17 protein-coding genes are annotated in these 17,729 nt (G+C 74.3%); 10 read left to right on the top strand and 7 right to left on the bottom strand.

Features of this window, described 5'->3' with window-relative positions; genetic code table 11:
• Positions 1-62: 62 nt before the first annotated feature.
• Positions 63-1,727 carry an MFS transporter gene (locus QI554_RS16955; RefSeq protein ID WP_281470816.1) on the top strand — a complete coding sequence of 555 codons (1,665 nt, stop codon included), beginning with the start codon at positions 63-65 and terminating at the stop codon, positions 1,725-1,727.
• 12 nt (positions 1,728-1,739) lie between these two features.
• On the opposite strand, the gene QI554_RS16950 is transcribed toward QI554_RS16955, so the two are convergent.
• Both QI554_RS16950 and QI554_RS16945 read right to left on the bottom strand, forming a co-directional pair.
• Positions 1,740-2,582, bottom strand: a complete 843-nt coding sequence (locus QI554_RS16950) for a DUF4097 family beta strand repeat-containing protein (protein WP_281470815.1) — start codon at positions 2,580-2,582, stop codon at positions 1,740-1,742.
• A 196-nt stretch (positions 2,583-2,778) separates the two neighbouring features.
• Complete coding sequence (locus QI554_RS16945) at positions 2,779-3,333, bottom strand: toxin-antitoxin system HicB family antitoxin (protein ID WP_281470814.1); 555 nt, start codon at positions 3,331-3,333, stop codon at positions 2,779-2,781.
• A 300-nt stretch (positions 3,334-3,633) separates the two neighbouring features.
• Here QI554_RS16945 and QI554_RS16940 point away from each other — a divergent pair, with 300 nt between their 5' ends.
• Both QI554_RS16940 and QI554_RS16935 read left to right on the top strand, forming a co-directional pair.
• On the top strand, positions 3,634-4,971 hold the full coding sequence (locus tag QI554_RS16940; protein WP_281470813.1) for an ABC transporter permease: 1,338 nt from the start codon (positions 3,634-3,636) through the stop codon (positions 4,969-4,971).
• On the top strand, positions 4,964-6,262 hold the full coding sequence (locus QI554_RS16935; RefSeq protein ID WP_281470812.1) for a sensor histidine kinase: 1,299 nt from the start codon (positions 4,964-4,966) through the stop codon (positions 6,260-6,262). Before QI554_RS16940 ends, QI554_RS16935 begins: the two co-directional genes overlap by 8 nt.
• On the opposite strand, the gene QI554_RS16930 is transcribed toward QI554_RS16935, so the two are convergent.
• On the bottom strand, positions 6,245-6,907 hold the full coding sequence (locus tag QI554_RS16930; protein WP_425527998.1) for a response regulator: 663 nt from the start codon (positions 6,905-6,907) through the stop codon (positions 6,245-6,247). The two genes, QI554_RS16935 and QI554_RS16930, sit on opposite strands and share 18 nt — an antisense overlap.
• A gap of 266 nt (positions 6,908-7,173) precedes the next feature.
• On the opposite strand from QI554_RS16930, the gene QI554_RS16925 reads away from it, so the two are divergent.
• Positions 7,174-8,124, top strand: coding sequence for a helix-turn-helix transcriptional regulator (locus QI554_RS16925; RefSeq protein WP_281470810.1), 951 nt, complete (start codon positions 7,174-7,176; stop codon positions 8,122-8,124).
• A gap of 28 nt (positions 8,125-8,152) precedes the next feature.
• Here QI554_RS16925 and QI554_RS16920 read toward each other — a convergent pair whose 3' ends face one another.
• Entirely contained in the window at positions 8,153-9,085 is a 933-nt protein-coding gene (locus tag QI554_RS16920) for an SDR family oxidoreductase (RefSeq protein ID WP_281470809.1), read from the bottom strand.
• Between the two features lie 170 nt (positions 9,086-9,255).
• Positions 9,256-9,720: a MarR family winged helix-turn-helix transcriptional regulator gene (locus QI554_RS16915; protein WP_281470808.1), complete on the bottom strand. Its 465-nt coding sequence runs from the start codon at positions 9,718-9,720 to the stop codon at positions 9,256-9,258.
• 145 nt (positions 9,721-9,865) lie between these two features.
• Between QI554_RS16915 and QI554_RS16910 the strand changes: the two genes are divergently transcribed.
• The 3 genes from QI554_RS16910 (at position 9,866) to QI554_RS16900 (ending at position 12,141) form a co-directional block, all read left to right on the top strand.
• Entirely contained in the window at positions 9,866-11,083 is a 1,218-nt protein-coding gene (locus QI554_RS16910) for an MFS transporter (RefSeq protein WP_281470807.1), read from the top strand.
• A gap of 77 nt (positions 11,084-11,160) precedes the next feature.
• Positions 11,161-11,724, top strand: a complete 564-nt coding sequence (locus tag QI554_RS16905) for an O-methyltransferase (RefSeq protein ID WP_281470806.1) — start codon at positions 11,161-11,163, stop codon at positions 11,722-11,724.
• Positions 11,725-11,838: 114 nt separating this feature from the next.
• Positions 11,839-12,141: a hypothetical protein gene (locus QI554_RS16900; RefSeq protein ID WP_281470805.1), complete on the top strand. Its 303-nt coding sequence runs from the start codon at positions 11,839-11,841 to the stop codon at positions 12,139-12,141.
• 3 nt (positions 12,142-12,144) lie between these two features.
• Here the strand turns inward: QI554_RS16900 and QI554_RS16895 are convergent, their stop codons facing one another.
• Entirely contained in the window at positions 12,145-12,861 is a 717-nt protein-coding gene (locus tag QI554_RS16895; RefSeq protein WP_425527993.1) for a B3/B4 domain-containing protein, read from the bottom strand.
• Positions 12,862-13,081: 220 nt separating this feature from the next.
• Here QI554_RS16895 and QI554_RS16890 point away from each other — a divergent pair, with 220 nt between their 5' ends.
• Together QI554_RS16890 and QI554_RS16885 are read left to right on the top strand one after the other, a co-directional pair.
• A complete protein-coding gene (locus QI554_RS16890) occupies positions 13,082-13,681 on the top strand; it encodes a TetR/AcrR family transcriptional regulator (RefSeq protein WP_281470803.1) in 600 nt (199 codons plus the stop codon).
• Entirely contained in the window at positions 13,678-14,055 is a 378-nt protein-coding gene (locus QI554_RS16885; protein WP_281470802.1) for a hypothetical protein, read from the top strand. The genes QI554_RS16890 and QI554_RS16885 overlap by 4 nt, the downstream gene beginning before the upstream one ends.
• Before the next feature lie 425 nt (positions 14,056-14,480).
• Here the strand turns inward: QI554_RS16885 and QI554_RS16880 are convergent, their stop codons facing one another.
• Positions 14,481-14,993: a DinB family protein gene (locus tag QI554_RS16880; protein WP_281470801.1), complete on the bottom strand. Its 513-nt coding sequence runs from the start codon at positions 14,991-14,993 to the stop codon at positions 14,481-14,483.
• Between the two features lie 178 nt (positions 14,994-15,171).
• Between QI554_RS16880 and QI554_RS16875 the strand changes: the two genes are divergently transcribed.
• A complete protein-coding gene (locus QI554_RS16875; RefSeq protein WP_281470800.1) occupies positions 15,172-17,703 on the top strand; it encodes a hypothetical protein in 2,532 nt (843 codons plus the stop codon).
• Positions 17,704-17,729 lie beyond the last annotated feature (26 nt).

Raw genomic sequence — 17,729 nt, 5'->3', positions numbered from 1 at the left:
CGCCCCCGGCGAGGGTTGTTGAACCGGAAACCACCGCTGAACGACCGCGAGGACGCCGCCATATGAGCACGACACACGCCGACCCGCCACGACCCGACGGCCGCGACCCCGTAGGCGGGCCGCTCAGGACCACCACCGCGTCCGACCCCCTCGACGCCGACGGGGACGCTCACCGCCAGCCCGCCGCACCACCCGGCCACCAGGCCCCGCCGACGGCGGCCCGCCGGACCGGGCCCGAGCCGGCCGACGGCCGGGGCGCCGCCGACACACACCACGCCCGGACCGGCCCGCCCGGACCCGCCGGGTCCGAGTCCGCCGCCCCCGCCGGGTTCCGCGCCCGGGAGTGGGGCGTGCTCCTGGTGCTGTGCGGTGCGATCTTCCTCGAAGGCATCGACGTGGCGATGCTCAACGTCGCACTGCCGTCCATCCGGGCGGACTTGGGCTTGTCCACGGGTCAGCTCCAGTGGGTGATGAGCGCATATGTGCTCGGCTACGGCGGATTCATGCTGGTGGGCGGCCGCGCCGCCGACCTGTTCGGGCGGCGCCGGATGTTCGTGTTCTGGCTCGCCGTGTTCCTGGTGTTCTCCGGCCTCGGCGGGCTGGCCGACCAGGGCTGGACGCTCATCGCGGCCCGGTTCGTCACCGGCGTCGCGGCTGCGTTCATGACCCCGGCCGGCCTGTCGATCATCACGACCGGATTCCCCGAGGGACCTCGGCGCAACAGGGCGCTGCTGATCTACTCGGGCACCGCGGCCGGCGGGTTCTCGATCGGGCTGGTCGCCGGAGGCCTGCTGACGTCGCTCGGCTGGCGCTGGGTGTTCTTCGCGCCGGTCGTGCTGTCCGCGCTGGTCCTGGCCGGCGCGCTCGCCCTCGTCCCCAAGGCTCCGCACCCCGAGCGGAACGGCCAGGGCGTCGACGTGCTCGGGGGACTCACCGTGACGGGCGCGAACGTGCTGGTGGTACTCGGTGTGGAGCGGGCCGCGCACGCCTCCGCCTGGGCCACAGCACTCACCGTGGGCGCCGGGGCGGTGCTGCTCGCGGTGTTCGTCGCCGTCGAGCACCGGACCGAACGCCGGGGCGACACCCCGCTGTTGCGGCTCGGCATCCTGCGGAGCGGCCGGCTGGTGCGGGCGAACGTCACGGCCCTGCTGTTCGCGGGGGCGTTCTTCGGCTTCCAGTTCGTCGTCGTGCTGTACCTGCGGGAGCTGCGCGGCTGGTCGACGGTGCAGACCAGCTTCGCGATGGTCGTGATCGGCCTCGACGCGTTCCTGTCGCCGACGCTGGTGCCGAGGCTGGTGGAGCGCTTCGGCAACCCGAGGACGATCTTCGCGGGGCTGCTGTCCGCCGCCGCGGGGTACGCGGTGTTCGCACCGCTCGGCGCGGACTGGTCGTATCTGGTGATGCTGCCCGGACTGGTGCTGCTCGGGCTGGCGTTCGCGCTGGTCTACGGGCCGCTGACGATCGTGGCGACCGACGGCGTCGCCGAGGAGGAGCAGGGTCTGGCGGGCGGGCTGCTGTACACGTCGCTGCAGTTCGGTGCCGCACTCGGGCTGTCGGCCGCCGCGGCGGTCGACGTGGCGTTCGCCGACGGGGCCGGCGGGCCGCTGGACGGCTACCGCGCCGCGCTGCTCGTCCCGCTCGCCGCGGCGCTGCTCGCGGCGGTCGTGAACGCGGTCGGGCTGGTCGCCGACCGGCGGTCCGCGGCCGAGGCGCCGGCGGGCGGCTGACCGCAGTACCGCTCAGGCACGCCAGATGACGATGTCGCCGAACTGCGTGCGGGCGCGGACCTCGACGGTCTCCGCGGACTTCTCCGGGCTGGCGGCCTCGGTCAGCGAGTTGCGGACGCCGCCGAGTGTGGTGTTGAGGTCGAGCCACGCGGAGCTGCCCTCGCGGATGCCGACCGAGACCTGGCCCACCGCGGTCTCGAGGCGGACCGAGCCGCGCGTGACCTCGTCGACGCGGATGCCGCCGTTGGCGGTCTTCGCGTCGACGTCGGCGTGGGCGCGGGCGATGGAGATGTCGCCGTTGGCGGCCTTGACCCGGACGCCGCCGAGGACCTCGCCGATGCGGGTGTCGCCGTTGGAGTTCTTCACGACCAGGTCGCCCGTGACGTCGTGCAGGTCGACGGTGCCCGAGCCGGTGCTGATGTCGACGGCCCCGGCGACGCTGGCCACGGTGATGTGCCCGGCGCCGGTGCTGATCGACAGCGGGCCGGTGCGCTCCAGCTTGATGTGCCCGGCGCCGCTCTTGAGCCGGACGGTGTCGAGCCGGCCGGTGCCGGTGAACTCGCCCGCGCCGGAGGAGGCGTCGAGCTGCGAGCCGGCCGGGACGGCGATGTCGACCTCGACCGAGCCGGTGCGGCCGAACATGCCGCGCTGCTTGGGGGCGCGGACGGTCAGGACGCCGTCTTCATAAACGACCGTGGTCTGCTCGGCGGCCTTCACGTCGGCGTCGCGGGCGCTGTTGCTCGGGCGGACGTGGACGACCGTCTCGGCGCGCTCCTCGTCGGCGGCGATGTGGACGTCGCCCGCCTCGACCTTGACGACGGCCTGGATGGGCTTGGGGGTGGTGAACGAAGGCATGGCGATATCAACTCTCGTCGAACGCCGGCGTGTCGCACGCCTGCGCGGGGTCGGGATGTCGGGTGGTGCGAAGTGCCCGGTGGTGCCGAGTGCGCGGTGGTACGGAGAGCCTCGGTGGCGCTGAGCGGCTCGGTGGCGAGTGGCTCGTTGGTGAGTGGCTCGACGGTGCGGTGCGCGGTTCAGGCGCGGACGGCCGCTACCTGACCCAGCCGGTGTAGCTCTGGCCGCCGAACGGGCCGCGCCGGGGCCGGCCGCCGCGGTCCCCCGGGTCGAGTGCGGCGCCGATGACGCGGACCAGCCACGCGTTGGCGGACAGGCCCTCCTGCGCCGCGGCGTCGTCGATGCGGGCCTTGAGGTGGCCCGGCACGCGCAGGTTGATCCGTGCCACCCCGCCCTCCTCGGCCTCCGGGGACGGCGGCACCGGGGGCAGCGGCGGCGGGGGTGGCGGCGGAGGGGCCGGGGCGCCGACCGGTGTGTGCGGGAAGCCCTCGTTCGGGAGGCTGTCGATGGGCGGGAGCGTGACCACGAAGTTCGGTTCGAGGCCGCGCAGCCGCACATCGACGGAGCCCGGCGCGAGATCGCGGGTGATCTCGTCGGCGGCCGCGGTCAGCGCGTCGAGCAGCGTGAGCCGGATGGCCGACTCGAGCGGCGCGGTCAGGCGGTCCGCCAGCGCCCGCGCCTGGTCGCCGCCGGTCTCGGCGGCCACCGCGAGCTCGTGGCGGAGGTTGTCGACGTACTGCGTGAGGTTCATGACACCATCATGGCGCCATGATGGCGCCACGTCAAGCAGCATTGTGGCGCCATTCATGCGCCAAGCCTCCGAAAGTGGCGCCACCATGGCGCCAGTCCCCACTAGTCCCCACAGCGGGCGGTTTTCCGAACCCCCGCTCCGGGTGACCGCACGATCGGAACCGGCGTCGCGTCCGGCGAGGCTGAGGGCATGGAGACCCGCGCCCTGCCCCGCAAGACACCGGCCCGCCGACGGCCGCCACGAGAGATGCATGCGCGGCGCCCTGAAGACGACACACCGCCCGCGCGGCACATGCCGCGGGTGCCGCACACCCTTGTGCTCGCGCTCGGCCAACTGCGGCTGCGTCCCGCGACCTTCTTCGGCGCCGCGACCGCGTTCTTCCTCGCCGTCGCCTCCGTCACGCTGTTCGGCACGCTGATCGCCACCGACGCGCCGCCCGCCCCGGGCGGTCACCCGAGCCTCGCGCTGCTCGGCGGCGCGTTCGGCGAGATCGCCGTGCTGGCCGCGCTGTTCGTCGTCGCCAACACGCTGGGCTTCGCGGTCCGGCAGCAACAGCGCGACCTGGCGCTGCTCCGCGCGGTCGGCGCGACGCCGCGCCAGGTGCGGCGCCTGGTGCGCGCCGAGGTGCTGCTGCTCGTCGCCGTCGTCAGCCCGCCGGGATGGCTCGTCGGGTCGTACGGCGCACGACGGTTCGTGGCGTCGCTGGCTGACCGCGGCCTCGCCGCACCCGGCATCGCCGTTCCCCCGTCCCCGCCGGCCATGCTCGCCGGGTCGGCGGTCACGCTGCTGATCGGCGCGGTGGCCGCCGCCGTCGCGGTGTGGCGGGTCGCACGCGCGAGGCCGGTCGAGGCACTGGCGGGACGCGGCCTCAGCCCCGTCCGAGCGTGCGCGGGAACGCTCGCGCTCGGCGGCGCGGGCACGTTCTGCGCGTTCGTCAGCCAACAGGCGCCCGAGAAGGCCGGGCAGGGCGCGTTGCTCGCGGCGCTCATGCTCATGATGGCGGTCGCGTTGCTGGGCCCGGTGCTCGCGAAGGGCGCCGGGCTGCTGAGCGTGCCGGTGCGCGCGGTCGCCCCGCGGGTGGGGTGGTTGGCGGACGCGAACCTGCGCGGGTACGCGTACCGGCTGTCCTCCGCCGTCGTCCCCGCCGCGCTGCTGACCGGTTTGTCCGGCACTTTCCTGTTCATCGGCGCTACGGTGGGCCGTGCTTCGCTCGCGGGCACGGCGTTGGCCGACGTGGACTCCCCCGGCGACGTATGGCTGCGCCAGGTCGAACTGGTGCTGCTGGCCTGCTTCGGAGGGGTGGCGACCGTCAACACACTGGCCGCGCTGACCGCCGACCGGCGCCGCGAGTTCGCGCTGCTGCGGCTCGTCGGCGCGACCCGCGGGCAGCTCGTCCGCATGCTCGCCGTCGAGACGCTCCTCACAGCGCTGCTGGGGGTCGCGGTCGGAACCGGCGTCGCGTTGGCCGCCGCCACGGCGTTCAGCGTGACGCTGCCGGGCGGGCCGCTGCCGAGTGTGCCGGTCGGGGCCTATCTGGTCGTGCTGGCGGTCGCGGGCGCGCTGACCGCGCTCGGCGTCCTCGCCGCGGGCGTACGCGCGCTGACCGGAACGCCGGTCCAGGTGGCGACCGGTGGCTGACCCCACGGCAAGCGCGCGCCCAACGCCGGGCGAGGGCCCCGGCGTTCCGGCGGGCCGCCTCCGGGCCTGGCTGCGGCTGCCGCCCGGTGACGTCGTGTTCGCCGCGATCGGACTGCCTTTGGCGCTGGTCTGCGGCGTTTATGTGGCCGCGCTCCTGTACGCGGGCGCCATCCTCGCCATCACGTTGATCGGCCTCCCTCTCGTGGCACTCGGCCTGCGCGGCGCACGCGGGATCGGCGCCGCCCACCGGTGGCTGCTCGCCCGCCTGCTGCGTGCCGAGCTCGAACCCCCGGCGCCGCTCGCGGCGTCCCAAGGACTGGTCTCCTGGGTACGCGTCGGCCTGACCGACCCGGTCGGCTGGCGCACGCTGCTGTACCTCGCCGCGCGGCTCCCGGTCGCGGCGCTGACGTTCCTGGCCGCGCTCGCGCTGCCCGGCGCGGCGCTCTGGATCGGCGGACTGCCGCTGTGGGTCCACCTGATGGGCGAGGACACGCCGTGGTGGTCGTTCGTGACGTCGGTGCCCGTGTCCGCCTTGGTGCTCGCGTTGTGGCCGGCCGCGGTCCGGGGCATGAGCGCGGTCAACCGCTGGCTGGCACACCTGCTGGAGCCGACCGCCGAGCAGCGCCGCGTCCGGGTGCTGAGCGAGGCGCGCAGCACGCTCGCCGCCGAGAACACCGAGCGGCTGCGCTGGATCGAACGCGACCTGCACGACGGCACGCAGGCCGAACTCGTCGCGATCGCCATCACGTTGGCGCTCGCCTCCGACGCGCGCGAACTCCGCGACGACGACCGGCTCGGCGCGCTCCTCGACCGCGCGCGCGACCAGACGAACGGCGCGATCACCGGGCTCCGCCGCATCACCAGCGGCATCTACCCGGTCGCGCTGGACGCCGGCCTCGACACCGCCGTGACGACGCTCGCCGCCGGCTGCCGCGTACCGGTCGACGTCGCGGTCCTGCTGGACGCGACGCCCGACCCGTCCGTGCAGCGCGTCGTCTACTTCTGCGTCGCGGAGCTGCTGACCAACATCGCCAAGCACAGCGGCGCGACGCAGGCGGCCGTGGGTGTGGAGGCGGACGCCGACCGGGTCCGCGTCGTGGTGCGGGACGACGGGCACGGGGGCGCGGTCGTCGGCGGACGCGGGGCGGACGGCCCCGCCCCGGAACGCGGATCCGGCACCGGCCTCGCCGGGCTCGCGGCGCGTCTGGCCGCCGTCGACGGCACGCTGCGCGTCGTCAGCCCGGCGGGCGGCCCGACGGTGGTCACCGTCGAACTACCGTCCCGCGTCTGAGGTCTCGGTCAGGTAGGTCAGCACCGCCTTCACCCGGCGGTTGTCGTGCGGGGTCGGCGGCAGGTCGAACTTCATGAAGATCGCCGCCGCGTGCTTCTCGACCGCGCGCTCGGTCACGACGAGCCGTTCGGCGATCGACCTGTTCGAGTGCCCCTGCGCCATGAGGCCGAGCACGTCGCGTTCGCGCGGGGTCAGCGCGTCGACCGGGCTGCGGTGGCGGCCGCTGTTCAGCAGGCGCGTGACGATCTCGGGGTCCAGGACGGTTCCGCCGTCGGCCACCCGGCGCAGCGCGTCGACGAGTTCGGCCGTGTTCGCGACCCGCTCCTTCAGCAGGTAGCCGACGCCCGCCGCGTCGCCCGACAGCAGCCGCGTCGCGTACACCGTCTCGACGTGCTGCGAGAAGACGAGGATGCCGACCTCGGGCCACGTCCGCCGGATCTCCAGCGCCGCGCGGATGCCCTCGTCCGTGTGCGTCGGCGGCATCCGGATGTCGACGACCGCGACGTCGGGACGCTCCTTGCCGACCGCCGCGAGCAGTTCCTCCGCGTTCCCGACCGCCGCGACGACTTCGCACCCTCGCGCCGACAACAGCTCCGCCATGCCTTCCCGCAGGATCACCGAGTCCTCGGCCAGCACCACTCGCATCACCATGGCCCCATCATGGCCCGGCGGTCGCGGCTGTCGGACCGGGACGTGGCCGATAGGGGACATATCGCGGGTGCCGACCCCGGAGGGCCCTCCGATGGCGGGGGGGGGGCGGCGTTCGGCGGGGAGACGCCCCAGAGACGCGGGGCCGCCGAGGTCCGACCGCCCTGCCGAGCGTTCGCGTCTCAGCCGGAACCCGCAGCGGCGTGGCGCTGGCATGATCACCGGACGGGCCCTGAGCCGTCCCTCGTCGGAAGGAGTGCAGCGTGCGCGTGTCCCGGGCGATCTCGCTCCTCCTGCTGCTCCAGACCCGCCGCGAGATGACGGGCGCCGAGTTGGCGGCGGAGCTCGAGGTGTCCGAGCGCACTGTCCAGCGCGACGTCGCGGCGCTCGCCGAGGCCGGTGTCCCGGTGTACGCGGACCGCGGGCGCGCGGGCGGCTACCGGCTCGTCGACGGCTACCGCAGCCGGCTGACCGGCTTGGAGCGTGCCGAGGCCGAGGTGCTGCTGCTGTCCGGCATGCCGGGGCCGTTGCGCGACATGGGCCTCGCGGGTCAGGCGCTCGCCGCCCGCCTGAAGGTCGCGGCGGCGCTCGGCGAGGCGCCCGGCACCGCGACGCAGCGGTTCCACCTGGACGCCCCGGGCTGGTTCCGCGCCGGCGACCCGCCGCCGCTGCTGGCCGAGGTCTCGCGGGCGGTGTGGGAGGACCGGGTGCTCGTGTGCCGGTACGGCAAGCGCGCGGACGAGCGCCGGTTGGAGCCGTACGGCCTCGTCCTGAAGGCGGGCGAGTGGTACGTGGCCGCGCGCAGTGCGTCGGGCCGGGTCTCGTCGTACCGCGTCGACCGCTTCGGCTCCGCCGAGGTCACCGACGAACGCTTCACCCGCGACCCGGACTTCGACCTCGCGGCGTACTGGGAGGCGGCCTCCGAGGAGTTCGTGCGGTCGATGGTGCGCGGCCACGCCGAGGTGCGGCTGAGCCCCCTCGCGGCGGCGAACCTGCCGACCCTGCTCGAGCCGGTCGCCGCCGCCGACGCCCTCGCCGCGGCGTCGGCGCTCGACGCGGACGGGTGGGTCACCGTGCGCCTGCCCGTCGAGTCGTGGGACATCGCCTACCTGGAGATGCTCCGGTTCGGCCCGGAGGCCGAGGTGCTCGCGCCGCCCGCGCTGCGCGAACGGGTCGCGGCGGCGACGCGGGCGGCGGCCGCGCTGTACACCTGATCCGGCACGGCCGCCCGCCCGCCCCGGGTCAGCGGTACCCGCTCGCGTCCGCCGGCTTGCCCGCCTCCTGGACCTCGACCAGGTAGCGCCACGCGTCGGGGCGGCTGCCGTCGAGGTCGGTGAAGCCGTACACCTGCGCCAGCTGTCCGCTGGACAGCGATGTGCCGTTCCAGCGCGCGACGTCCGGGTCTGCGGCCAGCGCGGCCACCGCGCGCCCCACGTACGACGGGCTCTCGGAGATGCCGAAGTGCGGCTCCGCCGCCAGCGCGTCGCGCCACGTGTCCTCAGTGACCCCGAACGCGTCGAGCATCATCTCGGACCGCATCCACCCCGGCGTGAGCGCCACCGCCGTGCCGCCGTGCGGGGCGAGTTCGTGGCCGAGCACGAACGCCGTGCGCAGCACCGTGTTCTTCGCCAGGTCGTAGAAGTAGGAGTTGCGGTACCGCGTCGCGTTGTACTCGGTGGTGCCGTCGGTCATCTCGACGACCAGCCCGCCGCGGTTGCGGATCAGCAGCGGCAGCGCGAAGTGGCTGGTGATCGCGTGGGTTTCGACGCCGAGCCGGAGCAGCCGCAGCCCGTTGTCGAGGTCGTGCTCCCAGACCGGCTTGTTCCAGGCGAACAGGTGCTCGCCGCCCCACACGTCGTTGACCAGCACGTCGAGCCTGCCGTGCCCGGCGTCGATGCGCTCGGTCAGCGCGCGGACCTGGTCGGGGACGAGGTGGTCGGTCGGGACGGCGATGCCGGTGCCGCCCGCGGCGGTGACCAGTTCGGCGGTCTCCTCGATGGTCTCCGCCCGGTCGTACTCGGAGCGCCGCTCGCGGGTGGTGCGCCCGGTGACGTAGACGGTCGCGCCGACCGCGCCGAGCTGGACGGCGATGCCGCGCCCGCCGCCGCGCGTGGCGCCCGCGACGAGGGCCACCTTGTCCTTGAGCGGGCTGCGGGGGTCGGAATGTGTCGGCATGGGGCCGCCTCTCGGGTGTGTGTCGCCAGCGTCCGCCGGTCCTCGGGTGCCACCGCCGAGGACCGGTGAAACCCATGGTCACAGCCATTCCCGACACCTTCTGTCGGGATTTCCGAGGGACTTTCCGGGACCACCCGGCTCCGTGCGCGTCAGCGCGCTGTCGGAGGCCCTCAGGCCGTCGCGGCGGCCTGCATCGCGCGGATGACCGCCACCAGCGGCCTGAGTTCCGGCGCCTGTTCGGCTTGGGCGAAGGCTTCTTCGAGCGCGCGGTCGTTCGTCACACGCGCCTTCTCGAACAGGGCCCGGCCCTCGTCGGTGACGTTGGTGTAGATGCCTCGTCTGTCGGTCGGGCACAGGTAGCGCATCAGCAGGCCGCGGTCCTCGAGGCGGGTGACCAGGCGCGTCGTCGCGCTCTGGCTCAGGGACACCGTCTCGGCCAGCCGGCTCATGCTCAGGTGCCCGAAGTCGCCCTCGTTCTGCTCCGTCAGCACGACCAGGGCCGAGTACTCGCGGACGCTCAGGTCGTGCCCGGCCTGGAGCGCGCGTTCGAGGTGGGCGTCGATGCGGTCGTGCAGGAGTGACAGCGCGCACCATCCCTGGGCGAGCAGCCGCCCGCCGATCTCGGGCCCGGGCATCGGTGCCTCCTTGGTGCGTCCGGTCACCTGGTCGTACCCGCCACTTTACCCGACGTGTGCAATATCCCGCGCTTGCAAATATCCAGCGTGCGCAAGTAACGTCGTATGCAAGTACCGCCCGCTCGTCCCCGGAAGGGTCGCCCCCATGCCTGTGTCGCTACTCGCCCTGGCCATCGGCGCCTTCGGCATCGGGACCACGGAGTTCATCCCCATGGGGCTGCTCCCCGAGGTCTCCGACAGCTTCGGCGTCTCCATCCCGACGGCCGGCTACGTCCTGTCGATCTACGCCCTCGGCGTCGTCGTGGGCGGCCCGCTGCTCGCGATCCTCGGCATACGCGTGCCCCGCAAGCCGATGCTGCTCGGCCTGATGGTCGTCTTCGTCGCCGGAAACCTGCTGTCGGCCGTCGCCCCCACGTTCGGCGTCATGCTGGCCGGACGGGTCGTCGCCGCGTTCGCGCACGGCGCCTTCTTCGGGATCGGCTCGGTGGTCGCCGCCGACCTGGTCGCACCGCAGAAGCGGGCCGGCGCCATCGCCATGATGTTCAGCGGCCTGACCGTCGCCAACATCGTCGGTGTCCCGCTCGGGACCTGGATCGGCCAGACCTACGGGTGGCGCCTCACGTTCACGATCGTCGCCACGCTCGGCGCGGTGGCCTTCGCGGGCATCCTCGCCCTCGTCCCCGCACACGCCGGGCGCCCCGACTCCCCCGCCGCCGCGCCGAGCCCGCGCGCGGAGCTGGCCTCGATGAAGAACGTCCAGGTGTGGCTCGCCATGGGCATGACGGTGTTCGGCTTCGGCGGCGTGTTCGCGGCGATCAGCTACATCGCGCCGATGATGACCGACGTCGCCGGGTTCTCGGACGGCGCGGTGACGTGGCTGCTCGTGCTGTTCGGCGCCGGGATGTTCGTCGGCAACATCGCCGGCGGGCGGTTCGCGGACCGGGCGCTCATGCCGAGCCTGTACGTCGCGCTGATCGGCCTCGGCACGACGCTCGCGCTGTTCACGCTGACCGCGCACAACAAGCCCGCCGCCGCGGTGACGGTCTTCCTCGTCGGGGCGTTCGGCTTCGCGACCACGCCGTCGCTGCAGAAGCGCGTGATGGACCAGGCCGCCGGTGCGCCGACGCTGGCCTCGTCCGGCAACATCGCCGCGTTCAACCTCGGCAACGCGCTCGCGACGTGGCTCGGCGGGCTGGTGATCGCGGGCGGGCTCGGCTACACGTCCCCGAACTGGGTCGGCGCCCTGATGGCCGCGGTCGCGCTCGGCCTCGCGCTCACCTCGGCCCGGCTGGAGCGGCGGACGGGGCGCGGCTCGGTCGAGATCGCGCGGAACACGCCCTCCCGCGACCTGGTCGACGCCTGAGACAAAGAGCCGGCGCGGCGACGGGCAGGCCGGAAACCCGCTGGCCAGGGCCCGCGCGCGGTCGGGATCATCGGCTGATGACCCCGACGCTGCGCGAACGCGCCCACCAGCACGCCCGTGACCTCGGCTTCACGCTCTCCAGCAACGACACCGTGGGACGGCTGCTGGCCGTCCTGGCCGCGGCCGTCCCGAGCGGCGGCCGGATCCTCGAGCTCGGAACGGGGACCGGCGTCGGGACGGCCGCGCTGGTCGCGGGGCTCGGCGGCCGCACCGACGCGACGGTGACGAGCGTCGAGTACGACGAGGCCGTCGCCGCCCGCGCCGCCGACAACGCGTGGCCCTCCTACGTCGCCCTCCGCACCGGCGACGCCGTCGAACTCCTGCCGGGACTCGGCACGTTCCACCTGGTCTACGCCGACGCCCCCGGCGGCAAGTGGACCGGCCTCGACCTCACGATCGCCGCACTGGAACCCGGCGGCGTGCTGCTCGTCGACGACATGACGCCGCTCGACCGGTGGTCCGATGAGCACCGCGTGAACCAGGCCGCGGTACGCGAGACGCTCGTCACGCACCCCGACCTGCTCACCTGCGAACTCGCCGACGGCGAGGGCCTGGTCCTGTGCACCCGGCGCGCCGGCTGAGCCTGCCGGGGAGACCTGCGGAACCCGGCGGCCCGCGGGCGGGTTAGGTTCGTGGTGGCCCGTTTTCGGCGGGCCCGCTCGCCGTGCAGTCGTGTTGTGAACAGGAGTACGCCCATGGCCCGCATCCCCACTGCCGTCGTCGCGTCCGCCGGGCTGGTCGGCGGGTACGCCACGGCGCGGTTCACCAAGGTGCGCCCGCTGGGCGGCGCCGTCCTCGCCGCCGCGGGCGGAGTGGCCGCCCGCGAGTGGAAGGCGCGGGCCGGGGCGCCGACGGCGGCCGGCCTGACCGGTCTCTACCTCGCCGCGTTCGGCGCGTCGCACCCGCTGGCGAAGAAGATCGGCGCGTGGCCGGCGGTGTTCGCGGTGTCGGGCACGGTCGCCGTTGCGGCGTACGCGCTGTCGGACCGCAAGGCCTGAGACCTAGTCGGCGGCGGGACCGATCAGCCGTACCGCCGCCCGCAGTTCCGGTGCCCGCTCGCGCAGCCGCGCGACCAGGTCGTCACCGGCCGCGTGCAGTGCGTCCAGCGGCATCGGGTCGAGGCGTTCGAGCAGGAACAGCGCCCGGGTCGTGTCCTCGGTGATGCGCGTGCGGACACATTGCCTGTGGTTCCAGCGACGACATGTGACGCCCTTGTCGTCGCGCCACACCACTTCGCCCGCGTCGGGGTGCTCGACGGCCGGCTCTCCGCCCGCGACCGTGTCGAACACCTCGTCGCCCGCGGCCCGCACGAGCCGCGGGCTGCCGGCGTAGCCGTCCAGGTCCTCGCCGCCCACCGGGAGCCGGTGCGCGACGCTGACCGCGTTGTAGACGTCGACGAGAGCGTTGACCTCGGGCAGCCCCGCGTCGGCGCGCCGGATGAGCGCCTCGGCGCTGTTGCGCGTACGGCCGGGCTTGGCGCCGAAGGCGGCGTACGCCGCGCGCCACGCCGCGATGTGCGGCTCGGCCGTCACGTCGCCGACCGCCACGAGCGCCTCGGCCGCGGACTCGGCGGCCGCCTCGAGGTGGCCGCGCGACCACGCGTCGGCGGGCCCGCCCGGCAGGCCGTCGGCGGCGATCACGAGCACCGCGAAGTCGGGGCGCAGCGCGTGCACGGCCGGGTCCACGCGCACCGATGCGGCGATCTCGTCGAGGGACACGTCCAACCTCTCGTCTGTGGTCCGGGTGGCCCTCACGGTAGCCCGCCGCGGGAGACGTCCGTCGAGGTCACCGCGCCCGGAGGGCGGTCCCCCGCGCGGCCCGGAGCCTTCGGCCGACTCCAACACCCCTGCAACGCAGAGGATTTCGAACCTCCATGGGTCGGCAAAGAAACCGCGGGGAGGGTGGTGGAAATCTGACCGCCCGGTTCATGCTCTGACCATGCGGTCAGAAAACGCGATCCGTCCACTGAGCCGGACCCAGCGGGCACGTAGGGAGGACATCGTCGCCGCGGCGGTGGCCGTCCTCGACCGCGACGGGTTCGCGGCGGCATCGCTGGACGCCATCGCGACCGAGGCCGGCACCACCAAGGGCACTGTGCTGTACCACTACGGCTCCAAGCAGGCCGTCCACCAGGCGGTCGTCGAGGCCCTGTACGAGCGGGGCAGCGCGTACATGACCACCCGGATCGTCGCGGCCGAAGGCCACCGGGCCCGGCTGCACGCGTACCTCGACTCCAACCTGCGCTTCATCGCGGACAACACGGCCCACGTCAACGCGGTGCACCGCATCGTCGAGGGCGCCGGGGGCCGCGTCCAGGACGACGTGTCCGTCCCGGCCCTGCGCGCGATGCTCGCCGACGGGCAGGCCGACGGGGTGTTCGGCGAGTTCGACCCCCAGGTCGCCGCGCTCATGATCCGCGCCGTCGTCGACGGCGCCGCGCACTACTTCACAGCACATCCGGAACTGGACATCGAGCACCACATCGCCGAAGCCATCCGGCTCTTCGACAGAGCCACCTCCGGAGAGGCATCCCCATGACCACCGCCATCGAGACCCGCCGCACCGCCCGCCGGATCGTCGGCGCCTACCTCACGCTCAGCCTGCTCACCGTCGTCACCCTGGCCGTCCTGTCGGCCGTCGCACCGTCGCGCGTCACGCCCGAGGCGTGGGTCCGCGGGGTCATCGTCGCGGTCACGTCGGTCCTGACGTTCCTCTTCGCGACCCGGGCCGTGTCGGGCGACGAACGCGCCCTGCTCCGCCTGCGGATCGTGGTCGCGATCCCGCTGGTCGCCTTCGTCGCCGTGCTGTTCTTCCTGCCGCTGCCCGGCTGGATGATCGGCGAGCAGGCGACCTGCGGAGCACTCCTGCTGGCCACCGCCGCACTGATCTTCCGCCCCGCGCCCACCGCCTGACGAGACGCCAGTCGGCGCCGAGCATCCCCGCCGGCAGTTCCTCCAGCCCACGCGCGATGTCGCCGCGTGCGGGCGGCGTCTCCCAACCGGCGCTGCGCTTCCGGCTCACCGAGCTCGACCGCAGAACAGCGGGCGAGCGGCGGCGGCTGAGAGCGCTGCGGGGAGACAGCTCGGGGCACTCCGCACAGCTGGCCCTCTGCCGGTACCTGGTGCGCTCGGAGCCTGCGTCGGGGGCCCTCGGCGGTACGCCGGTCGCCCGTCCATCCGTCCGCCGATCCGCCCGCCAGGGCGTCGCCCCGGTTCGCGGCTCATCCGCCCTCCGCCCGTCGCCCCCGCCCGTCAGACCTCGGCTCGTCGGGGCTCGGCTCGTCGGGGCTCGGCTCGTCGGGCCTCGGCTCGTCGGGCCTCGGCTCGTCGGGGCTCGGTCAGCCCATCGTCTTCTGGCCGTCGAGGGACTCTCGGATGATGTCGGCGTGGCCCGCGTGCTGCGATGTCTCGGCGATCAGGTGGAGGAGGACTCGGCGGACCGACCAGGAGGCTCCCTGTTCGAACCAGGGGGCCGTCGGGAGCGGGTGGGTCGTGTCCAGGTCGAGGGTGGCGGCCAGGTCGTCGGTGGCGGCGGCGGCTTTGTCGTAGTCGGCCAGGAGGGCGGCCAGGGTCTGGCCGGGGTCCATGCGGAACTGGCCCTCCCAGTCGAAGTCGGCCTGTTCCATCGCGGGCGCCCCGCCGACGGCGAAGGCCATCCACTGGCGCTCGGTACCGGCCACGTGCTTGATGAGGCCGCCCAGGCACAGTTCGCTCGCGGTCGTGCGCTGCGCGGCCTGGGCATCGGTCAGGCCCTGGACGGTGAAGCGCAGGAAACCCCGGTGCTTGTCCAGGGTCCGCAGCAGGTCGGCGCGCTCGGCGGCGTACCTGTCGGGGTGGGGTGCGGTGGTCATGGCGTCCGGCCTCTCCACGGTTCCACGGGCTTCACGCCAGCATCGCGCAGTTCGGGCCCGCCCCCAACCGGAACCGCCCGGTCGGCGGATCGGACCGGAAAACCCGGCTGCCGCGCGCCCCGCGGCGGGCCACAATGTCCCTTCTGGACAGCGCCGGCCGTCGGGAGGGAACCGCCGCGTGACGGAGACCGTCAGGAACCTGCTGTGGCACGCCGGCGGCCCGCTGGGCGCGAGCCTGCTGGGCCGGGTCACGACGGACGCCGCCCCTTCCGCCTTCACCGCGGACCACCGCGACCCGAACCTGCCGCCCGCCGTCCTGGAGCACGCCGTCCGCACCGGCGACGCCCGCGCGGTCGTCACCGCCTGCCACGCGCGCGCCCAGGCCGCCGGCACACCGGTCGACCCCGATCCGATGCTGCGTCTGCTGGAGATGGACGACCCGGACGTCAACGCGGGCCTCTTCCTCGCGTCGGGGTGGCCCGCGCTGCGCATGGCGGTGCTGTCGCAGCGCCGGTTCGCGCCGGAGCCCGACCGGCCCGCCCCGACCACCGACCTGTGGCGCGACCCGGTGAACCCGCGCTACCCCGGCGCCCGTTCGTCGCCCGTGCCGCTCGAGGACCCGGTGCCGCTCGCCGAGGAGGTGCGGCACGCCGTGCTGCTCGCCGGGCGCCGTCCCGACCTGCAGGTGGCGCTCGCCGCGTCCGATCCGGACCTCGTCTTCTGGGCGCTGGTCTCCGGCGTCCCCGGTCCCGGCGGCTCGACGGCCCGGCTGCGCGCGTGCCGCACGCTGGCCGCCGCAGGCCGGACGGCCCAGCTGCGCCGCGTCTTCCAGGTCGCGCCGATCGAGGGCGAGGACGCGCAGGCCGAGGTGATCCGGCTCGAGGTGATGGGCAGCCGCACGGCGTTCCTGGTGCCGAAGCTGTTGGAGGAGGCGTACGGCGAGGAGGCGCTCACCACCAGACTCCGTGCCGCGCGCCGGACGTCCGCCGCCCGCGCGCTGGTACGCGGCGTTCTGGAGCCCCGCTGGGACCTCCTCACCGCGGCGCACGCCAAGGAGCCGCTGCCGTGGTGCTCCGCGGTGGCGCTGCTGGAGCATCCGCGCTGCCCGGCCGGTTTGCGGTCGATGCTGCTGCGCGCCTATCCGCGCGCGCTCCAGATGGTGCCGCGTCCGGGCCCCGAGCTGCTGCCGCTGTGCGCGGCCACCGCGGAGGACCACGTGACCAAGCGGGTCGTGCTGCGCGGCCTGGAGGAGGGTTCGCTGACGGCGGGCGATCTGGTCGCGCACGTGCGGCCCGCGCGGCTGGCGTTGACCTCGATGGTGCACGGCGGCCTGGGCGCGCTGGCGGCGCAGGCCGAGGCCGCGAACGTGGTGCGGCAGATGCTGGCGTTCGCCGTCGCCTCAGACCCGGGCGTGTGGCAGCGGCTGTACACAACGCTGCCCAGCTACGACGTCACCATCGCGGAGCTGATCGCCGCATGCGCACACCCGTCGCCCGGTCCCGCCCTGCCACCGCCCCGGCTCGGCCGCCAGTCCGCGTGGGCGTACACCGTGCTCATCGGCCTGCTCGACGCCGACCAGGCGGGCCCCGCACTGGAGTTCCTCAACGACGCGCAGCTCGCCCCGCTGGCCGGCAGCCCCGACGCGACCGCGCCGCTCGTCGACCACGTCGTGGCCCACGGCGGGCCCGTCGCGCGCCGCGTCCTCGCCGCGAACCCGCACGTGCGCGCGGACGTCCTGGAGACGCTCGTGCTCGGCGGCGACCGCGCCATCGCCTCGGCGGCGTACCGCAATCCGCGCTGCCCCTACGCACTGCGCGAGTACATCGTCTCCGTGGACGGCTTCGACGACGTGCTGCGCGGCGAACTGTGCGCCGCGCCGCGCGACGGCGCCGACCCGCGCGACCTGTGGCCGCTGCTGGCGTCTCCCGACCTGGCGGTGCTGCGCGCCGTCGCGCTGGGCTCGGGCGGCGAGTTCGGGCATCCCGCACGGCTGCGTGCCGCGTACCGGATCGCCGAACTGCACGGCATATCCGCGCTCGAAGGGCTCCCGGACGACCCGGAGACGGTGCAGGCCCGCGACGCCGGCGGCATCGCGCCGCTCGGCGCGGCGCTGCGCGCTATGGACGAGCGGTGGTCGAAGGAGATCGCCGGCACGTCCTACATACCGCACGTCCGCAGGCCGGGAGGCGTCTTCTCCGCACTCGCCGACCCGGGCCTGGCGTGGCCGTCGGTGCTCGCGCAGGCCCGCGAACGCCGCATCCCCGCCGCCGCGTTCAACCTCATCGCCGAGCGGCCCGACCTGCCGCTGGAACTCGCCCGCGAGCAGCGCCACTTGCGTCCCGCCGCGCAGGCCTGGCAGCAGCCGCTGCCGTCGCAGGACCCGACCACGCTGCACGGCGGCGTGCTCGCACACCACCGGCCTTTGGTCGCCGAGGCGTTGCGCGACGCGGTGCCGACGCGCTGGCACGCCCCGGGCAGGGCGCTGGAGTCCGGCGTGATCAGCCCCGAGGAGTTCCAGGCCACCGCCGAGGCGAACACCGTGATCGACGCGTCCATAGAACACCTGCCGCTCGCCCGGCTCGTCGCCCGCACGCTGCACCGCGAACTCGGCGAGAACACCGACGCGTGGGTCGTCCTCGCCCGCATGCTCGAGCAACGCCCCGCCGCCACGCTCCTCGAACTCGTCGCCACCGCACGGGCGGCCGCGTGACGGGGCGGCACGACGGGCGGACGCAC

The organism is Yinghuangia seranimata, assembly GCF_029953285.1.
GTDB classification, from domain to species: Bacteria; Actinomycetota; Actinomycetes; order Streptomycetales; family Streptomycetaceae; genus Yinghuangia; species Yinghuangia seranimata.
The sequence above is the reverse complement of the archived record's forward strand: the minus strand, read 5'-3'. Positions and strand labels throughout refer to the sequence as shown.

Coding starts and splice junctions, on each gene's coding strand:
- QI554_RS16890 (WP_281470803.1), top strand. CDS start 13,082: ATGCGGTCAGAAAACGCGATCCGTCCACTGAGCCGGACCCAGCGGGCA.
- QI554_RS16900 (WP_281470805.1), top strand. CDS start 11,839: ATGGCCCGCATCCCCACTGCCGTCGTCGCGTCCGCCGGGCTGGTCGGC.
- QI554_RS16930 (WP_425527998.1), bottom strand. CDS start 6,907: ATGCGAGTGGTGCTGGCCGAGGACTCGGTGATCCTGCGGGAAGGCATG.
- QI554_RS16885 (WP_281470802.1), top strand. CDS start 13,678: ATGACCACCGCCATCGAGACCCGCCGCACCGCCCGCCGGATCGTCGGC.
- QI554_RS16915 (WP_281470808.1), bottom strand. CDS start 9,720: ATGCCCGGGCCCGAGATCGGCGGGCGGCTGCTCGCCCAGGGATGGTGC.
- QI554_RS16910 (WP_281470807.1), top strand. CDS start 9,866: ATGCCTGTGTCGCTACTCGCCCTGGCCATCGGCGCCTTCGGCATCGGG.
- QI554_RS16950 (WP_281470815.1), bottom strand. CDS start 2,582: ATGCCTTCGTTCACCACCCCCAAGCCCATCCAGGCCGTCGTCAAGGTC.
- QI554_RS16880 (WP_281470801.1), bottom strand. CDS start 14,993: ATGACCACCGCACCCCACCCCGACAGGTACGCCGCCGAGCGCGCCGAC.
- QI554_RS16905 (WP_281470806.1), top strand. CDS start 11,161: ATGACCCCGACGCTGCGCGAACGCGCCCACCAGCACGCCCGTGACCTC.
- QI554_RS16955 (WP_281470816.1), top strand. CDS start 63: ATGAGCACGACACACGCCGACCCGCCACGACCCGACGGCCGCGACCCC.
- QI554_RS16920 (WP_281470809.1), bottom strand. CDS start 9,085: ATGCCGACACATTCCGACCCCCGCAGCCCGCTCAAGGACAAGGTGGCC.
- QI554_RS16945 (WP_281470814.1), bottom strand. CDS start 3,333: ATGAACCTCACGCAGTACGTCGACAACCTCCGCCACGAGCTCGCGGTG.